14 protein-coding genes and 1 pseudogene are annotated in these 18566 nt (G+C 61.7%); 4 read left to right on the top strand and 11 right to left on the bottom strand.

Going from position 1 to position 18566, the window contains the following annotated elements; genetic code table 11:
* Window positions 1-43: 43 nt before the first annotated feature.
* Window positions 44-794, bottom strand: a pseudogene (locus FHX10_RS05975) (aminoacyl--tRNA ligase-related protein).
* A 370-nt stretch (window positions 795-1164) separates the two neighbouring features.
* On the opposite strand from FHX10_RS05975, the gene FHX10_RS05970 reads away from it, so the two are divergent.
* Entirely contained in the window at window positions 1165-2040 is an 876-nt protein-coding gene (locus FHX10_RS05970) for a D-alanyl-D-alanine carboxypeptidase family protein (RefSeq protein ID WP_063474985.1), read from the top strand.
* A 24-nt stretch (window positions 2041-2064) separates the two neighbouring features.
* On the opposite strand, the gene FHX10_RS05965 is transcribed toward FHX10_RS05970, so the two are convergent.
* The 5 genes from FHX10_RS05965 to FHX10_RS05945 form a co-directional block, all read right to left on the bottom strand.
* The gene (locus FHX10_RS05965) at window positions 2065-3318 is read right to left on the bottom strand and encodes a sensor domain-containing diguanylate cyclase (protein ID WP_063475197.1); all 1254 of its coding nucleotides are present in this window, start codon (window positions 3316-3318) and stop codon (window positions 2065-2067) included.
* 147 nt (window positions 3319-3465) lie between these two features.
* Window positions 3466-4077 carry an ABC-type transport auxiliary lipoprotein family protein gene (locus FHX10_RS05960; RefSeq protein WP_047610060.1) on the bottom strand — a complete coding sequence of 204 codons (612 nt, stop codon included), beginning with the start codon at window positions 4075-4077 and terminating at the stop codon, window positions 3466-3468.
* A 24-nt stretch (window positions 4078-4101) separates the two neighbouring features.
* A complete protein-coding gene (locus FHX10_RS05955; RefSeq protein ID WP_047613957.1) occupies window positions 4102-5472 on the bottom strand; it encodes an MlaD family protein in 1371 nt (456 codons plus the stop codon).
* 9 nt (window positions 5473-5481) lie between these two features.
* Window positions 5482-6321 (bottom strand): ABC transporter ATP-binding protein, encoded by an 840-nt coding sequence (locus FHX10_RS05950; RefSeq protein WP_047610063.1) that lies wholly within the window; start codon window positions 6319-6321, stop codon window positions 5482-5484.
* A gap of 1 nt (window position 6322) precedes the next feature.
* Window positions 6323-7492 (bottom strand): ABC transporter permease, encoded by a 1170-nt coding sequence (locus FHX10_RS05945; protein ID WP_174824470.1) that lies wholly within the window; start codon window positions 7490-7492, stop codon window positions 6323-6325.
* A gap of 102 nt (window positions 7493-7594) precedes the next feature.
* Here FHX10_RS05945 and dgcA point away from each other — a divergent pair, with 102 nt between their 5' ends.
* The gene (gene dgcA, locus FHX10_RS05940) at window positions 7595-8578 is read left to right on the top strand and encodes an N-acetyl-D-Glu racemase DgcA (protein WP_047610067.1); all 984 of its coding nucleotides are present in this window, start codon (window positions 7595-7597) and stop codon (window positions 8576-8578) included.
* Here the strand turns inward: dgcA and FHX10_RS05935 are convergent.
* Complete coding sequence (locus FHX10_RS05935; RefSeq protein WP_063474987.1) at window positions 8530-9750, bottom strand: MFS transporter; 1221 nt, start codon at window positions 9748-9750, stop codon at window positions 8530-8532. The two genes, dgcA and FHX10_RS05935, sit on opposite strands and share 49 nt — an antisense overlap.
* Window positions 9751-9929: 179 nt before the next feature.
* Window positions 9930-10742 carry a UDP-2,3-diacylglucosamine diphosphatase gene (locus tag FHX10_RS05930; RefSeq protein WP_063474988.1) on the bottom strand — a complete coding sequence of 271 codons (813 nt, stop codon included), beginning with the start codon at window positions 10740-10742 and terminating at the stop codon, window positions 9930-9932.
* Between the two features lie 287 nt (window positions 10743-11029).
* On the opposite strand from FHX10_RS05930, the gene FHX10_RS05925 reads away from it, so the two are divergent.
* Window positions 11030-11779, top strand: coding sequence for a histidine phosphatase family protein (locus FHX10_RS05925; RefSeq protein ID WP_184389150.1), 750 nt, complete (start codon window positions 11030-11032; stop codon window positions 11777-11779).
* 95 nt (window positions 11780-11874) lie between these two features.
* Here FHX10_RS05925 and FHX10_RS05920 read toward each other — a convergent pair whose 3' ends face one another.
* Both FHX10_RS05920 and FHX10_RS05915 read right to left on the bottom strand, forming a co-directional pair.
* Window positions 11875-15027 (bottom strand): efflux RND transporter permease subunit, encoded by a 3153-nt coding sequence (locus FHX10_RS05920; RefSeq protein ID WP_063474991.1) that lies wholly within the window; start codon window positions 15025-15027, stop codon window positions 11875-11877.
* Window positions 15028-15032: 5 nt separating this feature from the next.
* On the bottom strand, window positions 15033-16211 hold the full coding sequence (locus FHX10_RS05915) for an efflux RND transporter periplasmic adaptor subunit (RefSeq protein ID WP_176707368.1): 1179 nt from the start codon (window positions 16209-16211) through the stop codon (window positions 15033-15035).
* 232 nt (window positions 16212-16443) lie between these two features.
* Between FHX10_RS05915 and FHX10_RS05910 the strand changes: the two genes are divergently transcribed.
* Entirely contained in the window at window positions 16444-17004 is a 561-nt protein-coding gene (locus FHX10_RS05910) for a TetR/AcrR family transcriptional regulator (RefSeq protein ID WP_184389147.1), read from the top strand.
* A 119-nt stretch (window positions 17005-17123) separates the two neighbouring features.
* On the opposite strand, the gene FHX10_RS05905 is transcribed toward FHX10_RS05910, so the two are convergent.
* On the bottom strand, window positions 17124-18563 hold the full coding sequence (locus FHX10_RS05905; RefSeq protein ID WP_097630999.1) for an FAD-binding oxidoreductase: 1440 nt from the start codon (window positions 18561-18563) through the stop codon (window positions 17124-17126).
* Between the last annotated feature and the right edge of the window lie 3 nt (window positions 18564-18566).

Raw genomic sequence — 18566 nt, 5'->3', positions numbered from 1 at the left:
GCCGCTTGAACATGTGTCAGGCGGCTTTCGTTTTACAATGCCCTCACCGATCGGCCGCTATGTCCCAGTTATGGATACAACGGTCGAGGCCGATGGCGATCTCGAGCACGAGAACGTCATGGTCGACCGCCGCTCCCTTCTTGGGCTCAGACCGGTCGCGCTGCGGAAAATCCGTGCGCCGCGAGATCGAGCAGATCTTCCATCCACTTGTCGCCATTGTCGACCTCGATATCCATCGTCACCTCGGAATAGGCCGGCAGCCGGTCGGAGGGCACCATCCGCGTCGGCAGATGGATCAGCGATGCGATCATGCGGCGGACCGGTTCTAGGCAGGCGGCGTGATAGTCGTTGCCACTGTCGGCCGTGAAGGCGCATTGGAATTCGAGCTGCCAGAATTCCTTCAGTCGCATGTGTTTCGTCGGCTGTTCCTGCTCGCGGCGATAGGATCTGCCGGCCTGCCAAACGCAGAGCGGCAGTCGCGTCTTCGAATGATTGCCGAGAATGTGCTGCATGTAGATGTAGGTCGATGGCGTGGTTTCCGGTCGCAGGACCAGCGCGGCATCGCTGGCGGAGAGCTGTTCCTGAACCCAGATATCGGCGTTCGAATAGGCGCTCGACACCAGCGCCTGCGGCATCAGCGCCGGCGCCTCGACCCTCCTGACATCCCAGGCCGGATTGACCGACCTGAGAAAACTGCGGACCTCTTGCGAGAAGAAGGCGATCATATGATCGCGCAGATGGATCTCACGCTCCTCCCAATGGACGAGCGAATTGACATGATTAAGATTGAGCACGGTGCCTGTCTCCCTGGCAACCTTGATTGGCGTGGTGAGGGGCTTTACGTCCAGCAGCGCGCCGGACGCCCGCAGCGCTCCGACGTCACAGCAGGACGCGAAGACCTCGTCCGCCAAAAGCGCGCACCGTCACGACCTGCAGGCAGGTGCTGATATGACGGGAGAAAAGCGCGGGCTTCATGCTCATGGCGAGTTTTCTACGTGCCGGGCGCATCCTTGTCAAAACCGAAAACGGTGAGACAAAAGGAACCAGCTGTGGATGACCCTTTTTTATTGCCCCTCGTCCTTCATTCCGTCACAAACTTTTATAATCCGCTGCATTCAGGCCAACGGCCCACTCGATCATCGAAACGACAGAGACAGCACATTGATGACCAAGACGACATCCCGGCTCCTTGCCACGGCGCTCTCTTCCCTTTTCCTGACGGGCGCTTTCACTCTGGCTGAGGCGGGCCAGGCAAGCTTCGTCGTCGATGCGCAGTCCGGTCAGGTCCTCGAAAGCTCCAATCAGGACGACCTGAACTATCCGGCGTCGCTGACCAAGATGATGACGCTCTATCTTGCCTTCGAGGCCCTGCATGACGGGCGCCTCAACTGGGACCAGAAGCTCACCATGTCGGAAAATGCCGAGAGCAAGGAGCCTTTCAAGCTCGCCGTCGGCGCCGGCCGCAAGGTGACGCTGCGCGAAGCGGTCGAGGGAATCGTCGTGCTGTCGGCCAATGATGCGGCGGTGGCGATCGCCGAGCAGCTTGGCGGCTCCGAACAGGCTTTCGCCGAGGCGATGACCGGCAAGGCACGCCAGCTTGGCATGCAGGACACGGTCTTCAAGAATCCGTCGGGTCTTCCCGATCCGGAGCAGGTCACCACGGCGCGTGACATGGCCACACTCGGAATTTCGCTGATGCGGGACTTCCCCGAGGAGTTCAAGCTCTTCTCCATGCGCGGCTTCCAGTTCCGCGGCATGAAGCTGCGCGGCCATAACAACCTCATGTATCGCTATGACGGCGTCGACGGCATCAAGACCGGCTATACCGACGCTTCGGGCTATAACGTCGTGACGTCGGCGCAGAAGGATGGCCGCCGCGTGGTCGGCGTCGTCATGGGCGAAAAGACCGCGAGCCTGCGCGACGACAAGATGGCAAGCCTGCTGGACAGCACCCTGCCGGCGTCATCGACCACCACAGCTTCCACGACACCCGGCAGCCAGCCGGGAGCGACGATGACGGATTCGCAACCGACGAAGTAGCTCCGGCAGGTTTTTGCTGACGGCTTATCTGAAAGCCACCTCCAGGTGTTGCCGGTCTTGGGCGATCACCCTGCAATTCGTTTCGAAGCCTTCGCCTTTGATGGCAAGGATGAATTCCGGCGGAATGCCTGACGTATTGGAGACCGAAATGCCGGCGCTCTCCGAACCGATGGACTTGACGGTGCAGTCGATGGTCGAGCGTCGATCGTTGAACAGGATCGAACCCGCCTTCAGCACCCGCCGTCGCGCGCCGATGGCGTGATCGGCGTGGATGGAACTCCACGACACGCAACGATTCCGTCCGCTGTGCTTGGCTTGATACATCGCGGCATCGGCTTGGGCCAGCAGGGTCTCGATTTCCTTGCTGACGATCGAGAGCGCCGACGTTCCGAAGCTGGCCGTAACGGTCAGGGCGCCGTGATCGCCGCGAATGATCTCAGAGGCGATGGCGGCTCTGAGTTTCTCGGCGACGGCGAGTGCACCTTCCCGGTCGACATGCGGCAGGATAACGCCAAACTCCTCGCCTCCAAGACGGCCGAAAAGATCACCGGCTCGGAGTGCCGTCCTGCAGACCGCTGCCACCGCCTTGAGAACCTCGTCGCCTGCGGCATGCCCATGCGTATCGTTCACCTGCTTGAAATGATCGATATCGAAGACGATGCACGAGAGGTCATGCTTATGCCGCAGAGCGAGCGAAATCAGCTGATCGGCCTCCTGCTTGAAGGCACGCCGTGTCATCGTCTCAGTGAGGCTGTCGGTGGCGGCCGATTGCATGAGCTCGATGCGGTCCATAGCCGCCCCCGCCAGCTCCTGGAGGATGCTAAGGTCTGTGTTGCCGAACGATCTTGGCCGACGGTCGATGGCGCATACCGTCCCGATCATGTGCCCGGCTTTTGTTCTCAGCGGCACGCCGGCATAAAAGCGGATATGGTCTTCGCCTGTCACTGCAGGATGCTTCGAAAAGCGGGCATCCTTCGTGGCATCCTGCACGATAACAGGCTCGTCACAGTCCACAACGCAGCGGCAAAACGTGTCTTCGAGCGATACCTCGTCGGCCGAAAGGCCGGAGCATGCCTTGTACCACTGCCGATGCGCATCGATCAGGGATACGATGCCGATCTCGATGGAAAATATCTGCTTTATCAGGCGTACGATCCGCTCGAAGCCTTCGTCCCTCGGCGTATCGAGAAGGTCGAGCTGCTGCAGCGCAGCCAACCGAGCATTTTCGCGCTGAATCGCTTCCGACGACGACTTTCCGAATACGCGTGCGACCACCATGCAGCATGCCTCCTGATAGCGATAACATGATGCGTTCCACAAATTCATGAAGAAATTGAATACGATGGCGGCCCCAAACTCATGAGGCCAAATATTCTTCAGAATCAGCAACCCTTGATGTCGACGCAGCGGTCGCGACACGCCATCTCAGATTGAGCGCAGCGTCCAGCTGACGATCTCGGAGACAACCGTGGAGAAGGCGCGGTCGAGACCCTTGACGAAGCCGACATTGTCGCCGCCGGCCGGTGCCGTGGCGCGGAACACCTTCTGGGCGCGCACCGAGCCGTTGCGGTCGTTGAGGATCTTGGCCGAGATTTCGACCACAGCCTGATTGCCGCTCGACGCATCGATCTCGAAGGAGCGGATATCGGTGACGACCTGGTAGTCGATCGCCAGCCCCTGCCCCGGCATGCCAACGCCGCCGAGCTTGCCGGAGTTCTCGAAAGCTTCCACCAGCTTCGACTGTACAATGCGCGGCAGCTTGTCGCCCCACTGCGCCCGCGAGAGATACTGAATTTCCGAAGACGAAACACGGATGACGATCTGCTCGCTGTCGAGCGCCCGCAGCGCCGTCGGGCTGGCGATCAGGACCTGGCGGGATTTGGCCGCAGGCCCGTCGCCGTCGACGGCGGCGGACAGGTCATAGGTATCGTTCTTGGCCGCGGTGCCGCACCCCGAAAGGATCAGCGCCGTCAGCGGCAGCGCGATCACCGTTCCCTTGATCCACGAACGGCGCGACAACAGATGCGATGCGACCATATTAGGCTACCCCTGACTTCCCAGTTAACGCCGCGTCCGGCCGTCATATTGCTTGACCGTGTCCCCGCCGAAGATCAGGCGCTGCGGATTGCGGTCGAAGTTGGTGATCGTATCGTTCAGATTGTTCACGGTTCCGCGCATGTCGTTGACGAGAGTCTGCACGTCGCGCAAGCCGCCACTCGAAAATTTCTGCAGATTGTCGGCGATCGGGCCGATGCGCGAATTCAGGTTGTCGGCCACCTTCTTGAAGGATTCCAGCGTATCGCGCGCTTCAGTGAACAGCGATTGCGTATTGTCGGTTCCAAGCAGGGCATCGACTTTGATGAGAATGCCGTCGATGCGGGTCGAGGCCGAATTCAGCTTATTGGCGAGCTGCGAGACGTCCTGGATCGTCTGGTCGATATCCTTCTGCCGCGATGAAACCGTGTTGGCGACATCGCGAATCGAGGCGACGGCGGTGCGCGCATCCTTGGTCGCTTGCGCGATGTCGTCGACGGAACCCTTCACCTTTGCCGGGTCGATCTGGGCGACGAGCGTATCGACGCGGTCGAGTGTGGCCTGCGCCTGCTTGCCGAAATCGTTGAAGGTGGTGGCAGTCTGGTCGAACTTCTGGATCGCACCCTTGAGGTCGCCCGAGGCATCGGCAACATTGGCGGTGAGCTTCTCGGCATTGGAAACGATGTTGTCGATCTTCTGCGCATCGACCGCCTTGACCAGCTCTTCGACGGCCTTGAGCGTCGAGTCGACGCGGCCGGAAACCGCCTTCACCGTCTCCGAAAGCTGGCCGACGCTCTGCAGGAAGGAGTCGATATTGCCGGAATTCTTGGCAAGCGCGTCCGAGAAAGTCTCGGCATTCTTAAAAGTCTCGGTCAGCGGCCCGCGCGAATCCTCGATGAAACCCTGAAGTTCGCCGACCGCGTCGTTGGCGCGATCGAGGATCTTGTCTGCGGTCGCCAGAAGATTGGTGACGCTTGACTGGTCGGCGACGATGACGGCGCGTTTGTTATTGTCGATCGCATGCTGGAGGATGCTTTCCTCGCCCTTGCGGCCGCCTGAGAGTTCGATATAGGCGGCCCCGGTCAAGCCCTGGATTTCAAGGGCGGCCTTGGTGGACGGGTAGATCGGCGCATCGGTACGCACCTGGGTGAAGGCCAGCGAATATTGCGGATCGTCGGCATCGATCGACAGTGTCTGCACTGAGCCGATCTGGATGCCGTTGAAGCGCACCGGCGAGCCGACACTAAGGCCGTTCGCCGATCCTGGAATCCGAACGATCAGTTCCGTCATCGGGCCGCCACGGCCATACTCCGCCATCCAGTAGACGAAGCCGAAGGCAGCCGCGATCACCAGCACCGTGAAAAAACCGACAATCGTGTAATTGGCTTTGGTTTCCATCTTATCCGGTCACTTCCCGCTGCTGCCGTGCCGCACGCCATTGTCCTGCGGCACGATCGACCGCGCCCGCTTACCCTTGAAATAGGCCTGCACCCACGGATCGTCATAGGCCAGCATGTCGTCGATCGTGCCTTCCACCATTACCCGCTTCTTTCCGAGCACGGCAATACGGTCGCAGACCGAAAACAGGCTGTCGAGGTCATGCGTTACCATATATACGGTCAGTCCCAGACTATCGCGCAGGTTGGCGATCAGTTCATCGAATTCGGCAGCGCCGATCGGGTCGAGACCGGAGGTCGGTTCGTCCAGGAAGACGAGTTCCGGATCGAGCGCCAGCGCGCGGGCAAGGGCGGCGCGCTTAATCATGCCGCCGGAGAGTTCGGACGGGTATTTGTCGGCGGCGTCAGCGGCAAGCCCGACCATACGGATCTTCAGATGCGCCAATTCGTCCATCAGCGAGCGCGGCAGATCGAGATATTCGCGCATCGGCACCTGGATATTTTCCTTGACCGTCAGCGACGAAAACAGCGCACCCTGCTGGAATAGTACGCCAAGCCGCATATCGAGCGCGTTGCGCTGGGGTTCGTCGAGTTCGTCGAAATCCTGGCCAAGGATCTTGATTGTGCCGGAGCGGCGCGGCAGCAGCCGGAGCACGGTGCGCATCAGCACGGATTTGCCGGTGCCCGACGCGCCGACGAATCCGAGAATCTCGCCGCGATAGATATCGAGGTTCAGATTGTCGAGCACCACTTTGGAGCCGAAGCCGACGGTGACGTCGCGCGCCGAGAGCACGACATCCCTGCCCTGTCCTTCGCTTTCGATCGGTTGCTCGTTCACGGGGCTCGCCATGCTAGAAGTTGATCGCTGCATAGAACATCGCAAATAACCCGTCCATCAGGATGACGACGAAAATCGCCTTCACCACCGCGGCCGTTACGTGCTGGCCGAGCGATTCCGCGCTGCCGCCGACCTTCAGCCCTTCGACGGCGGCGACAATGCCGATGACGAGTGCCATGAACGGCGCCTTGATCATGCCTGAGAGCACCGTCGACAGCGTCACCGCCTCGTGCAGACGCGCCAGGAAATTGGCGAAGGTGATGCCGGAATAACCCCAGGCGACCGCAGCCGCACCGGCGAGCGACGCGAAATTCGCCAGCACCGTCAGAAGCGGCAGCGCGATGGTCAGCGCCACCAGACGCGGGAAGATCAGCACACCGATCGGGTTCAGCCCCATCACCTTCAGCGCGTCGATCTCTTCGCGCATCTTCATCGAGCCGATTTCGGCGGTGATCGCGCTGCCCGAACGGCCGGCGATCATGATCGAGGTGAGAAGCACGCCGATTTCGCGCAATTGCAGAATGCCGACGAGATCGACGACGAAAACCTCGGCGCCGAAGTAGCGCAGCTGGAAGGCGCCCTGCTGGGCGATGATCGCCCCGATCAGAAACGACATCAGGAGGATGATCGGAACGGCGCGAACGCCCATATGGTCGATCTGGTTGACGATCGAGGCCGGCGAAACGCCGCTGCCGCGCCCGAATTTCATCTGCGCACCACGCACCGCCGAGCCGAGGATATACATGGCGGCGGCGAAATTGTCCCAGACCTCGTAGGTCATCTTGCCCACGGGCGCGAAGATGCGCGCGACGAGCGAGACCTTCTCCTGCTGCTCCGGCTCGGGTTTGGCCGGCTCCTCGGAAAACATCGCCAGCATTTCGTCGATATGCTGATTGGTGCCTTCGAAGCGAACCGTCCGTCCAGCCGCCTCCTCTTCCTTCTTCAGCCGGCACAGCAGCCAGATTCCGGCGGTATCGATATCCGAAATATGCGAGAGGTCGACAGTCAGGTCGCCGGCCTTCTGATGAAGGAGCTTTTCGAAGTCGCGCAGCACGAAATGAATATAGGCGCTGCGCCAATTGCCTCTGAGACGCACATGCTGCCCCGAACCATCGGCCTGGTCGTCCACGTCAAGCGAGGCAGCGTTGCGATTCTCGGCGTTCAAGATACTTATGTCTTTCAAGGCTTACAGCAACTTGCCGCGAATCGCGAACGGACCGTTCGACGACCGGCGCGTCAATATACAGAAGCAACGTGCAATTTCCATGCTCGCAGGACAGCAATAATGCCGCGCACCCTCGATATCCAGATGAATTCCTTTCCGATTGCCGGGACTTTCACCATCTCGCGCGGCGCCAAGACCGAGGCCGATGTCATCACCTGTACACTCGCCGAAGACGGTGCCCGGGGGCTTGGCGAATGCGTGCCCTATCGCCGCTATGGCGAGACCATGGAGAGCGTTTTCGCCCAGATCGAGGCCGCGCGTCCGCTGGTCGAGGCAGGCATTTCGCGCAGCGACCTGCTGTCGGCGATGCCGCCGGGCGCTGCGCGCAACGCCGTCGATTGCGCCCTCTGGGACCTGGAAGCGAAACGAACGGGTGAAAGCGTCGCCGTCCGTCTCGGCCTTGCCGATCTGAAGCCGCTCACCACCGCCTACACCATCTCGCTCGGTGAGCCGGAGGTGATGGCCGCCCAGGCGCGCGAACATGCCGGCCGCGCACTGCTCAAGGTCAAGGTCGGAACCGGCGATGATGAAAGCCGCATCCGCGCCGTCCGCGCGGCCGCACCCGATTCCAAAATCATCCTTGACGCCAATGAGGGCTGGCCGGAAGCGGTGCTCGAACGCCACCTCAATATCGCGGCGCAAGCGGGGGTGGCGCTCGTCGAACAGCCGCTGCCGGCTGGCCGCGATGGGATGCTTGCCGAAATCCGCCGCCCGCTCCTCGTCTGCGCCGACGAGAGCGTCCACCACACCGGCGATCTCGCAAGCCTCGCCGACCGCTATGACGCGATCAACATCAAGCTCGACAAGACCGGCGGCCTGACGGAGGCCCTGGCAATGAAGGCCGAGGCCGAACGGCTTGGATTCGGCATCATGATCGGCTGCATGGTCGGCACCTCGCTTGCCATGGCGCCGGCCGTGCTGCTCGCCCAGACTGCCGATTTCGTCGATCTCGATGGTCCGTTGCTGCTTGCACGCGACCGCGAGCCCGGCCTGCGCTACGCCGCTTCCCTGGTCTTTCCGCCGGAAAGCACCCTCTGGGGCTGAAGATAATAGGCTGAGATGACGAGGCCGAGGCCGGAGAGCGCGACCAGCGCCATGACGTAATAGCTGACGACACCGAGCCAGGAATAGAGATAACCCGACGTCAACGTCATCAGCGCCATCGCCATGCCGACATAGAAGAAATAGGCGCCCTGCGCCGATGATTCCTGTGTTTCCTGCACCGTCGCCATGATCCGCCGCTGCACACCGGTATGCACGAAGGCATAGGTGAAGCCGTGGAAACACTGCAGCAGAAAGAAACCGACAAAGCCCGTATTCATCGGAAACAGGATCCAGCGGCAGACGCTGACGGCGCAGCCGAAGCGGATCAGCGTCCAGGCGTTGAAGCGCCGGTTGAGACGTTTCGACAGGAAAAACACCGTTACCTCCGAAGCGACGCCGGCGCTCCAGAGTAGGCCGACTTGCGTGCCGGAGAAGCCGAGTTGATGCCAGTAGATCGAGGAAAAAGCGTTGAGCACAGCGTGGCTCGACTGCTGGATGGCGACGCCGATCAGAAGCAGCAGCAGATGCGGCTCGCGCAACCCGCTGCCGGTGGCGGCCGGAATGTTGATCGGCTGGCCGCGCCGCCGCGTCGGCCCGATGCGCGGACAGAAGATCGCCATGACGACGGTCATGATGAAGCCGAACACCATGATATCAAGCACCATCTCGCCGCCCCACCGGCTGATCAACTGGCCACCGACCAACGTCGAGACGATGAAGGCGATAGAGCCCCACACGCGCATCGATCCGTAATCGAGCCCCCAACGGCGCACGCCCGAGATGACGATCGATTCGACGACGGGTACATAGGGCGCGAAAGTGGCGCCCTGCAGCGCATAGACGATCGTCACAGGCCAGAAGGTCGTCGTCCAGAAGAGCGCAATCGCCGTCAGCAGCGACAGGCAGCCAGACCAGAGCAAGACGTCGGCGCGTTCCTTCAAGCGATCGGCGATCATGGCGACGACAGGCGCCACCAACACGCGAACCACCATCGGTATGGCAAGGATGATGCCGATCTCGTGATCGCTGAAGCTGTGGGTTGCGAGCCAGACGGGAAAGAACGGCAGAACGATGCCGTTGACGAGCAGCGGCGCACAATAGGAAAGCGCGCTGAGCAGCCGGAAGCGCGGCGGCGCTCCCTCACCCGTCGGGGAATGTTGAGCGGGAATCATGGGCGGACCTGAAGGAAACTGGACGTTGTCCTAACACGCCACCCTGGAGGCGACTATTGCGAGAAATAGCCGTTCTGAAACGTTTTAGAAAATAAATAGGGCCTGTCACCTGACGGTAACGGCTAAATTCTTGGGAGCGCGGGCACGGATGTGCCAGCACAAAAATCAGGCCGCCAAAATCAGGCAGCTTGGGGGGCGAGTTCGCCCTCGTCATGCATTTCGATGGCGGCAAGCGCCGGCACGCTGCTGGCGAGCGCCCGCCAGGTGATCAGTTCGAACGTACCGTCCTCGTGCTCGGCGACCGCCGTGCAGCTTTCCACCCAATCGCCGGTGTTGATGTAGCGGATGCCGTCCATGTCCTGAATGATGGCATGATGGATATGTCCGCAGATCACGCCGTCGGCGCCGTTTTTGCGGGCTTCTTCAGCCACGACGCGCTCGAATTCACCGATGAAGTTGACGGCATGCTTGACCTGCAGCTTGGCCCAGGCCGAGAACGACCAGTAGGGCATGCCGAGCCGGCGGCGCACCGCCGCCAGGAGAATGTTGATGCGGATCGCCGTATCGTAAGCCCAGTCGCCGAGATAGGCGAGCAGCCGGGCGTTGCGGACGACGACGTCGAATTCGTCGCCGTGCAGGATCAGGTATTTCTTGCCGTCGGCGCCGTCATGCATCATGCGCTCGACGACCTCGATGCCACCGAAATGCATGCCCGGGAAGTCTCGCAGGAATTCGTCGTGATTGCCGGGAATATAGACGACGCGGGTGCCCTTGCGCGCCTTGCGCAGCAGTTTCTGAACGACGTCATTGCAGACCTGTGGCCAATACCAGCTGCGCTTCAGACGCCAGCCGTCGACGATGTCGCCGACGAGCACGATCGTATCGGCTTCGTGGTGGCGCAGGAAATCCAAGAGGAAGTCGGCCTTCGCGGCCTTCGAGCCGAGGTGGACATCGGAAATGAAGAGCGTGCGGAAATGTCTGGGTTCCATCATGTCTTTCACGAGCTGCCGCTCATGTCCCCATCTTTCATCTAACCTTCCAAAACCAGACTCGTGTTTCAGGATGATGACAAGATGTGGAAAAGCGCTGCAAACCGCTCATCCCCCGCGGGCAGAATGCCCGTCGCCGCGCGGGCAGATTGTCCGCCGCCGCGCTGGCAGAATGTCCGTCGCTGCGCTGGCAGAGTGTCCGTCGCCGCGCGGCCCGCCAGCCATGTTGCCCTGCGCATTCAGGGCGTTCATGATGACAGCGATTCATATCCGACAATGCGGGATGGCTGATGCGTATCTTTCTCGTTCGCCACGGCGAATCCCTCGGCAACATCAATGAACAGGCCTATCGCCAATTCGGCGATCATAACGTGCCGCTGACGCAGTGGGGCTATCGGCAGGCGCTGGAGGCAGGCAGCGTGATCGCCTCCTATGTCACGGCGTTGCCGAGCGCCGGTTTCGGCAAGCTGCACATCTGGTACTCGCCCTTTCTCAGGACGCGGCAGAGCAAGGATGCGCTGCTTGCAGCCCTGCCGGAAAGCGTCGTCGGTGACATCAAGGAGGATTATCTGCTGCGCGAGCAAGATTTCGGTCTCTTCACCGAGATCTATGATCATGCCGAACAGAAGCAGAAGTTTCCCGATGAGTTCGAAAAATGGGCAAGGCTGCGCAGCAACAGCGGCAAATTCTACGCGCGGCCGCCGGATGGCGAGAGCCGGGCGGATGTGGCCCAGCGGGTGCGCCTGTTCCTGCAGACCGTCATGCACGACGCCGAAAATAGCGACCACAACGTCGTGATCGTCGGCCATGGCGTCACCAACCGGGCGGTGGAAATGAACTTCCTGCACCGCCCCGTCGAGTGGTTCGAGCGCTCCGACAATCCCGGAAATGCCGATATCACCTTGATCGAGGGGACGCGCTCGCAAGGATACGAGTCGATCCTGCTGCATCAGGCGGTCGATCGGCAGCCGGGACAGGAAGGCGAACTGCGCGATGCCTATGGCGCCGACGTGACGATCACGCCGAAGCTCGGCGGCTAGCAACACAGCCAAGAAATGAACGGCCCGGTGCGAAGGTGTGTGGCGGTTTGCGCAAGGCAACCCGCCAACTCGTCGGTTCAGGCGGTGACGTCGCGTCAGCTCGGTGACGTCATGGTTGCCGGCTCCTGCGCGGTCGAGGCTTCCTCGTTCATCGCCTCCGGCCGTTTCGTCCTCAGGAGACGCAGCACGAAGACGAAGAAGACGGGAACGAAGAAGATCGCCAGCACCGTCGCCGAGATCATGCCGCCAAGCACGCCGGTGCCGATGGCATTCTGGCTGGCCGCGCTTGGCCCGGTGGCGATCGCCAGCGGCACCACGCCCAAGGTGAAGGCGAGCGAAGTCATGATGATCGGCCGGAAGCGCAGACGAGCGCCTTCGATCGCAGCCTCCATCAGCGATTTCCCTTCGGCAAAGCCGTCCTTGGCGAATTCGACGATCAAGATGGCGTTCTTCGCCGACAATCCGATGATCGCGATCAGGCCGACCTTGAAGTAGATGTCGTTGGACATGTCGCGGCTCATCACCGCGAGCACGCAGCCGATGACGCCGAGCGGCACGACCAGCATCACCGACAGCGGGATCGACCAGCTTTCGTAAAGCCCCGACAGCAGCAGGAAGACGAAAAGAATGCTGAGGCCGAACAGGAACGGCGCCTGCGATCCAGATCTGAGCTCCTCCAGCGACTGGCCGGTCCATTCGAAGCCGAAGCCGTCGGGAAGTTCGGCTGCCAGCCGCTCCATTTCGGCAATCGCCGCGCCCGATGAATATCCCGGCGCCGGAGCGCCGGAAATGCGCACGGCGGGGTAGCCGTTATAGCCGACGATCTGCGCCGGTCCCTTCTGCCATTCGGCGATGGCGAAGGACGACAGCGGCACCATGCCGCCGCTCGCATTGCGGACATTGAGCTTCATCAGGTCTTCGGCCTGAAGTCTGCTCTTGTCCTGCGCCTGCACGATGACGCGCTGCATGCGGCCCGAATTCGGGAAGTCGTTGACATAGCTCGAACCGAGATTGGCGGTGATCGTGCTGTTGATGTCGGCGAAGGCGACGCCGAAGGTATTTGCCTTTTCGCGGTCGATGACCAGCACGAGTTGGGCCGAGTCGGGCATGCCTTCCGGGCGGATACCGGCGATGATGGGATTCTCAGATGCCTTGCCGATCAGAATGCCCGCCGCCTCGGTCAGTGTCGCCTGGCCCTTCGCCCCACGATCCTGAAGGCGGAAGGTGAAGCCATTGGTCGTGCCGAAACCTTCGATCGGCGGCGGCGACAGCGCGAAGGACGTGGCATCCTTCAGCCCAAACAGCTGCATATTGGCGCGGTTGGAGATCTCCTGCACCGAATTGCCGGCGCCGCGTTCGGCCCAGTCCTTGAGCGTGACAAACACCAGGGCGGCGTTCGGTCCCTGCCCGGAGAAGCTGAAGCCCTGGATCGCGACGACGTTGGCAACGGCCGGTTCCTTCCTGAAGATCGCCTCGATGCTTTCGAGCGAAGCCACGGTGCGGTTGCGGCTCGCCTCCGGCGGTCCCTGCACGTCAACGATCAGGAATCCCTGGTCCTCATCCGGCACGAAGCTGCTCGGCAGGTTGACGAAGAGATAGCCGAGGCCCACGACCAGCGCGAGATAGACGGCCATGGCCCGCCAGGAGCGCTTGGCCAATCCCCCGACGGTGCGGGCGTAGCGGCCGGTCAGCCGGTCGAAATTGCGGTTGAACCAGCCGGCGATGCCCTTCTTTTCATGATGGCCCTTGATCGGTTTCAGGAAGGTGGCGCAGAGCGCCGGTGTCAGCGACAGCGCCAGGAAGGCCGAAAACAGGATGGAGACAACCATGGTCAGGCTGAACTGGCGGTAGATGATGCCGGTCGAGCCCGGGAAGAACGCCATAGGCACGAAGACGCAGGAAAGAACCAGCGTGATGCCGAGGATCGCGCCGGTGATCTGTCGCATCGCCTTCTTGGTCGCCTCCTTTGGCGACAGCCCTTCCACCGCCATCAGCCGCTCGACGTTTTCCACCACCACGATGGCGTCGTCGACGAGAATGCCGATGGCCAGCACCATCGCAAACATCGTCAGCACGTTGATCGAGAAGCCGGCGGCATACATGACAGCAAGCGTCCCAAGCAGCGCGACCGGCACGACGAGCGTTGGAATGATGGTGTAGCGGAAGCTCTGCAGGAAGATGAGCATGACGACGAAGACGAGTGCGACGGCTTCTGCGAGCGTATGCGCCACCTTCTCGATCGATGCCGAGACGAACGGGCTGGTGTCGTAGGGAACCGCATATTCGACGCCCGCCGGGAAGAAGCGCGATAGCTCCTCCATCTTCGCCTTGACCAGATTGGAGGTATTGACGGCATTGCCTGTCGACGACAGCTGGATGGCGATCGCCGCACTCGGCTGTCCGTTCAAGCGGGTGGAAAAGCTGTAGCTCTCGCTGCCCTCTTCGATGCGCGCGACATCGCGCAGCCTGACGTTCGATCCGTCGGCATTGGCGCGCAGCACGATGTCTCCGAACTCCTTGGTGTCGGTCAACTGTCCCTTGACCAGCACCGTCGCCGTCAGGTCCTGCGAGATCGGATTGGGTGCGGCGCCGATCTGGCCCGCCGCCACCTGGGCATTCTGCGCCGAAATCGCCGCGCTGATGTCGGAGGCGGTGAGGTTGAGGCCGACCATCTTGTCGGGATCGATCCAGATACGCATCGCCCGCTGCGAGGCAAACAACTGCGCGCGACCGACGCCTTCGAGACGGCGCAGCTCGCCGATGACGTTCCGGTTGAGATAGTCGCCGAGCGCCACCTCATCGGTCTTGCCGTCTGTCGAGGTCAGCGAGATGAACATCAGGAAGCCGGACGACGCCTCCTCGACCGTGATGCCCTGATCCTTGACCGACTGCGGCAACCGCGGCTCGACACGGCGGATGGCGTTCTGAACGTCAACTGAGGCCTGATCGATATCGGTGCCTGCCGCAAAAGTCGCAGTGATCGTCATCGCGCCCGATGTATCGGAGGTCGACTCGAAATAGGAAAGGTGCTCGACCCCGTTCAGCTCTTCCTCGATCTGGCGGGTGACGCCCTGATAGATATCTTGCGGCGACGCGCCGGGATAGCTGGTGGTGATGCTGAGTTGCGGCGGCGCGACCTTCGGATATTGGGCGACCGGCAGGAAGGGCAGCGCGATCAGGCCGGCGATGGAGATGAAGATCGCAAAGACCCAGGCAAGGATCGGGCGATCGATAAAGAAACGTGCCATCGAGCTTACTCCGGCTTCTTGGCGTCACCGGACGCGAGCTGGCCATCCCGCCATTCTTCCGGCGCGACCTTTGCGCCCGGCTGCAGCTTCTGGACACCGTCGACGACGAGGCGTTCGCCCGACGACAGGCCGCTTTCGACGACCCATTCATTGCCGGAGGATTGACCGAGCTCGATATCGCGCGGTTGCGCCACGTCTCCCTCCTGGACGACATAGACCTGCGCCTTGCCATCGGCCGTGCGGATGACGGCGCGCTGCGGAATGAGGATTGCCTTCACACGGACGGCCTGCTCGATGCGAACACGGACATAAAGCCCCGGCAGCAGGTCGCCCTTCGGATTGGGGAATTCACCGCGGAGCGTGACCTGACCCGTCGTCGCATCGACGCTGGCGCTGCTGAAGAGCAGCTTTCCGGCTTCGCCATAGACCGTGCCGTCGTCGAAGACGAGCTTGATATCGGCCTTCCCGGCTTCCGTCGATGCCAGGCTGCCGTTCTCGACCGCCCGCTTCAGCGCCAGCAGGTCTCCGGAGGATTGCGTGAAGTCGGCATAGACCGGGTCGATCTGCTGGATCATCGCCAGTGCATCCCCGGCGTCGGCCGTCACCAGCGCGCCTTCCGTCACCAGCGCGCCGCCGATGATGCCAGTGATCGGCGCCCGGACTTCGGTATAGCCGAGATTGATCTTCGCCTCGTCGAGCGCTGCCTGCGCCAGCGCGACATCGGCATCGGCCTGGGCAAGGGCGACGGCGGCCGCATCATATTCGATACCGCTTGCGACATCGCGGTCGCGCAGCGACTTCTGGCGCTCCAACTGCTGGCGGGCATTCAACTGCGTCGCCTTGGCGCGCTCGAGGCTTGCCTCGGCACTCGCCACGCGGACCCGGAAGAGCGCCGGATCGATGCGGTAGAGCACGTCACCCTGGTGAACGAGACTGCCCTGTTCGAACACCCGTTCCTGCAGGATGCCGGAAACCCTAGCCCGCACTTCCGAAACGCGCGTTGCGGCAATGCGGCCGGGCAATTCGCTGACAACGGGAACCGGACGCGCCTTGAGCGTCAGGACGCTGACGGCTGCAGGCGGCATCGCGCCGCCTTCCTGTGCGTGAGCCGGCAGGCCGGCGCCGAGCAACAGCGCCAACGTCAGCGCGTAACCTAATGATTTCGGACGAAAAAGCATATTCATAAGCCTTCCTGATGGTCCGCTGGGGTCCAAAAAAGCACAGCCCGCCGACATGACGTTCGGCGGGCCTCGTGAACCGACAGATAGTCGATCTTTTTTCGCATTGCAAGATACCTACCGGTCGGTATGATAGTACTCTCATACTTGAAGTTCCCATGGTCCGGCGATCCCGGGAGTGATACTGATCCTCTCGAACCGTCTCGACGCGAAGCTTATCCCGAACACAGGTCATGCATTGGTAGATAGCCCCCGCAACAGAAAGAAACAGCCGGATGTCGTGCGGCAGGCTCTTCTCGATTGCGCCACGAAGCTGGCGCTCGAACATGGTCTCGCCGCCGTCAGCCTGCAGGCAGTCGCCAGCGCAGCCGGCGTGACCAAGGGAGGTCTGTTTCACCACTTCCCCAATAAGCAGGCGCTCATAGAAGCCGTATTCGACGGCATGATGGAAAATCTCGACCGCGAGATCGATCAGGAACTGGAAAGGGATAAGGGCGGCCACGGCACATTCACCCGCGCCTATGTCCGCACGCTATTTGCCGACCGCGCCCTTAACCAAAGCCCTTGGTCGGCGCAGACCATGACCGTGCTTGCCGACCCCTACTCCAAGTCGCTCTGGCATAAATGGATGAATGACCGGCTCATCAAACACGCCGAAACCGACGCTGGAATGCGGCTCGAAATCGTTCGCCTGGCGGCGGACGGAGCATGGCTTGCCCATGTTCTGAGGCCTGACAACCAGGCGGCTCCCGACGACACGGCGCTGTTGCAGGAATTGATCGAACTCACCAAAGGCTGACAAAGAACAGATTGTCACCGGCCGAGGACATCAGTCGTCGAGCATTCGGATCATTTTGCCGCCGCGCGTAAAGCGAACGCGCGGCGCAGGCTCAATGCCTTGATGTCGCGCCATTCCCGTCAGGCAGCCCGTACGGCCGCCGTGGGTTTGACGTTCTGGTTCATCCGGAACAGATTGTTCGGATCGTAACGCCGCTTGATTTCGGCAAGGCGGCTGTAATTGGCACCGTAAGCGCTTTCGACCCGATCGGTCTCGTCCTCCGGCATGAAGTTGACATAGGCGGTGCCAACCGAATGCGGCTTGGTTGCCTCGAAGAGTTCCCGCGCCCAACCGACGCAATTTCCGTCCATTCCCGTTTCCCGCCAGCGGGCATGCACATTCATGACGAAATGCGAGCTGCGCTGCGGAAATGCGGTGGCCTCTGTGGGCACGCGGCCGGCAGCACCGCCGACATGGCCGATGAAGATCTCGCATTCCGGTCCGGGCAGCTTGCGCACGGCCTTGAGCAGCACGTCGATTGCCGCATCCGATAGGGCGGCGAAATCCTGGCTCTTCCAGTAATTGCGCGCACCGGGCGTCAGCAGCGGGTCGAATGCCTGCTGCCAGCCGGTGAACGGCACCGGGCTGACGACGTCGGCAATCGGCTTTCCGATCGCGCGCAATCTCGCCGCAGCCTTCTCTCCCGCCGCAATGTCTCCGCAATAGCACATGGCGAGCACCACGATCTCCTTGCCGTGCCATTCGGTGGGAATGAACGGCAGCGGCGGCGCCTGGCGCATCACCACCCAGCAGGTCAATTCGTCGGGTGCTTCTTCCAGTGCCTGCCGGTACTCCTTAAGCACCTTTTCCGCATCGGCGAAGGGATGCACGACGAGGCCGGCCAGCACCTCTGTGTTGAGCGGGTTGAGCTTGAACTCGAAGGAGGTGACGACGCCGAAATTGCCGCCGCCGCCGCGCAGCGCCCAGAACAGGTCAGGTTTCTCAGTCTCGCTCGCCTTGACCAGCTCACCGTCGGCCGTCACCACATCGACCGAAAGCAGATTGTCGAGCGTTAGCCCGAATTTGCGGGTCAGCCAGCCGAAGCCGCCGCCGAGCGTCAGGCCGGCGATGCCGGTGGTGGAATTGATCCCGGTCGGCAGTACCAGCCCGAAGGCCAGCGTTTCCTTGTCGACATCGGCAAGCGTCGCCCCCGGCTCGATCCTGGCGCGCTTGGTCTCAGGATCGACCCGCACCGACTTCATCGCCGACAGGTCGATGACGATACCGCCCTCGCAGACGGCGTTGCCGGCAATGCCGTGCCCGCCGCCACGCACTGAAACGAGCAGATTATTGTCGCGTGCAAACCGCACAGCCCGCACGACATCGGCTGCACCGGCGCAACGCGCGATAAGCCCGGGCCGGCGATCGATCATCGCATTCCAGATCGCCCGCGCATCGTTGTAATCCATATCCTTGCTGGTCAGCAGACTGCCGCGAAATCCGGCGGCAAAGGCATCGATGGCTACGTCATTGACCATCGTCTGACCCCTTTGCAGAGTCGTCAGGTTCAAATTGTCCATGAT

The sequence above is a fragment of the Rhizobium sp. BK591 genome (assembly GCF_014195045.1).
GTDB lineage: Bacteria > Pseudomonadota > Alphaproteobacteria > Rhizobiales > Rhizobiaceae > Rhizobium > Rhizobium anhuiense.
The sequence above is the reverse complement of the archived record's forward strand: the minus strand, read 5'-3'. Positions and strand labels throughout refer to the sequence as shown.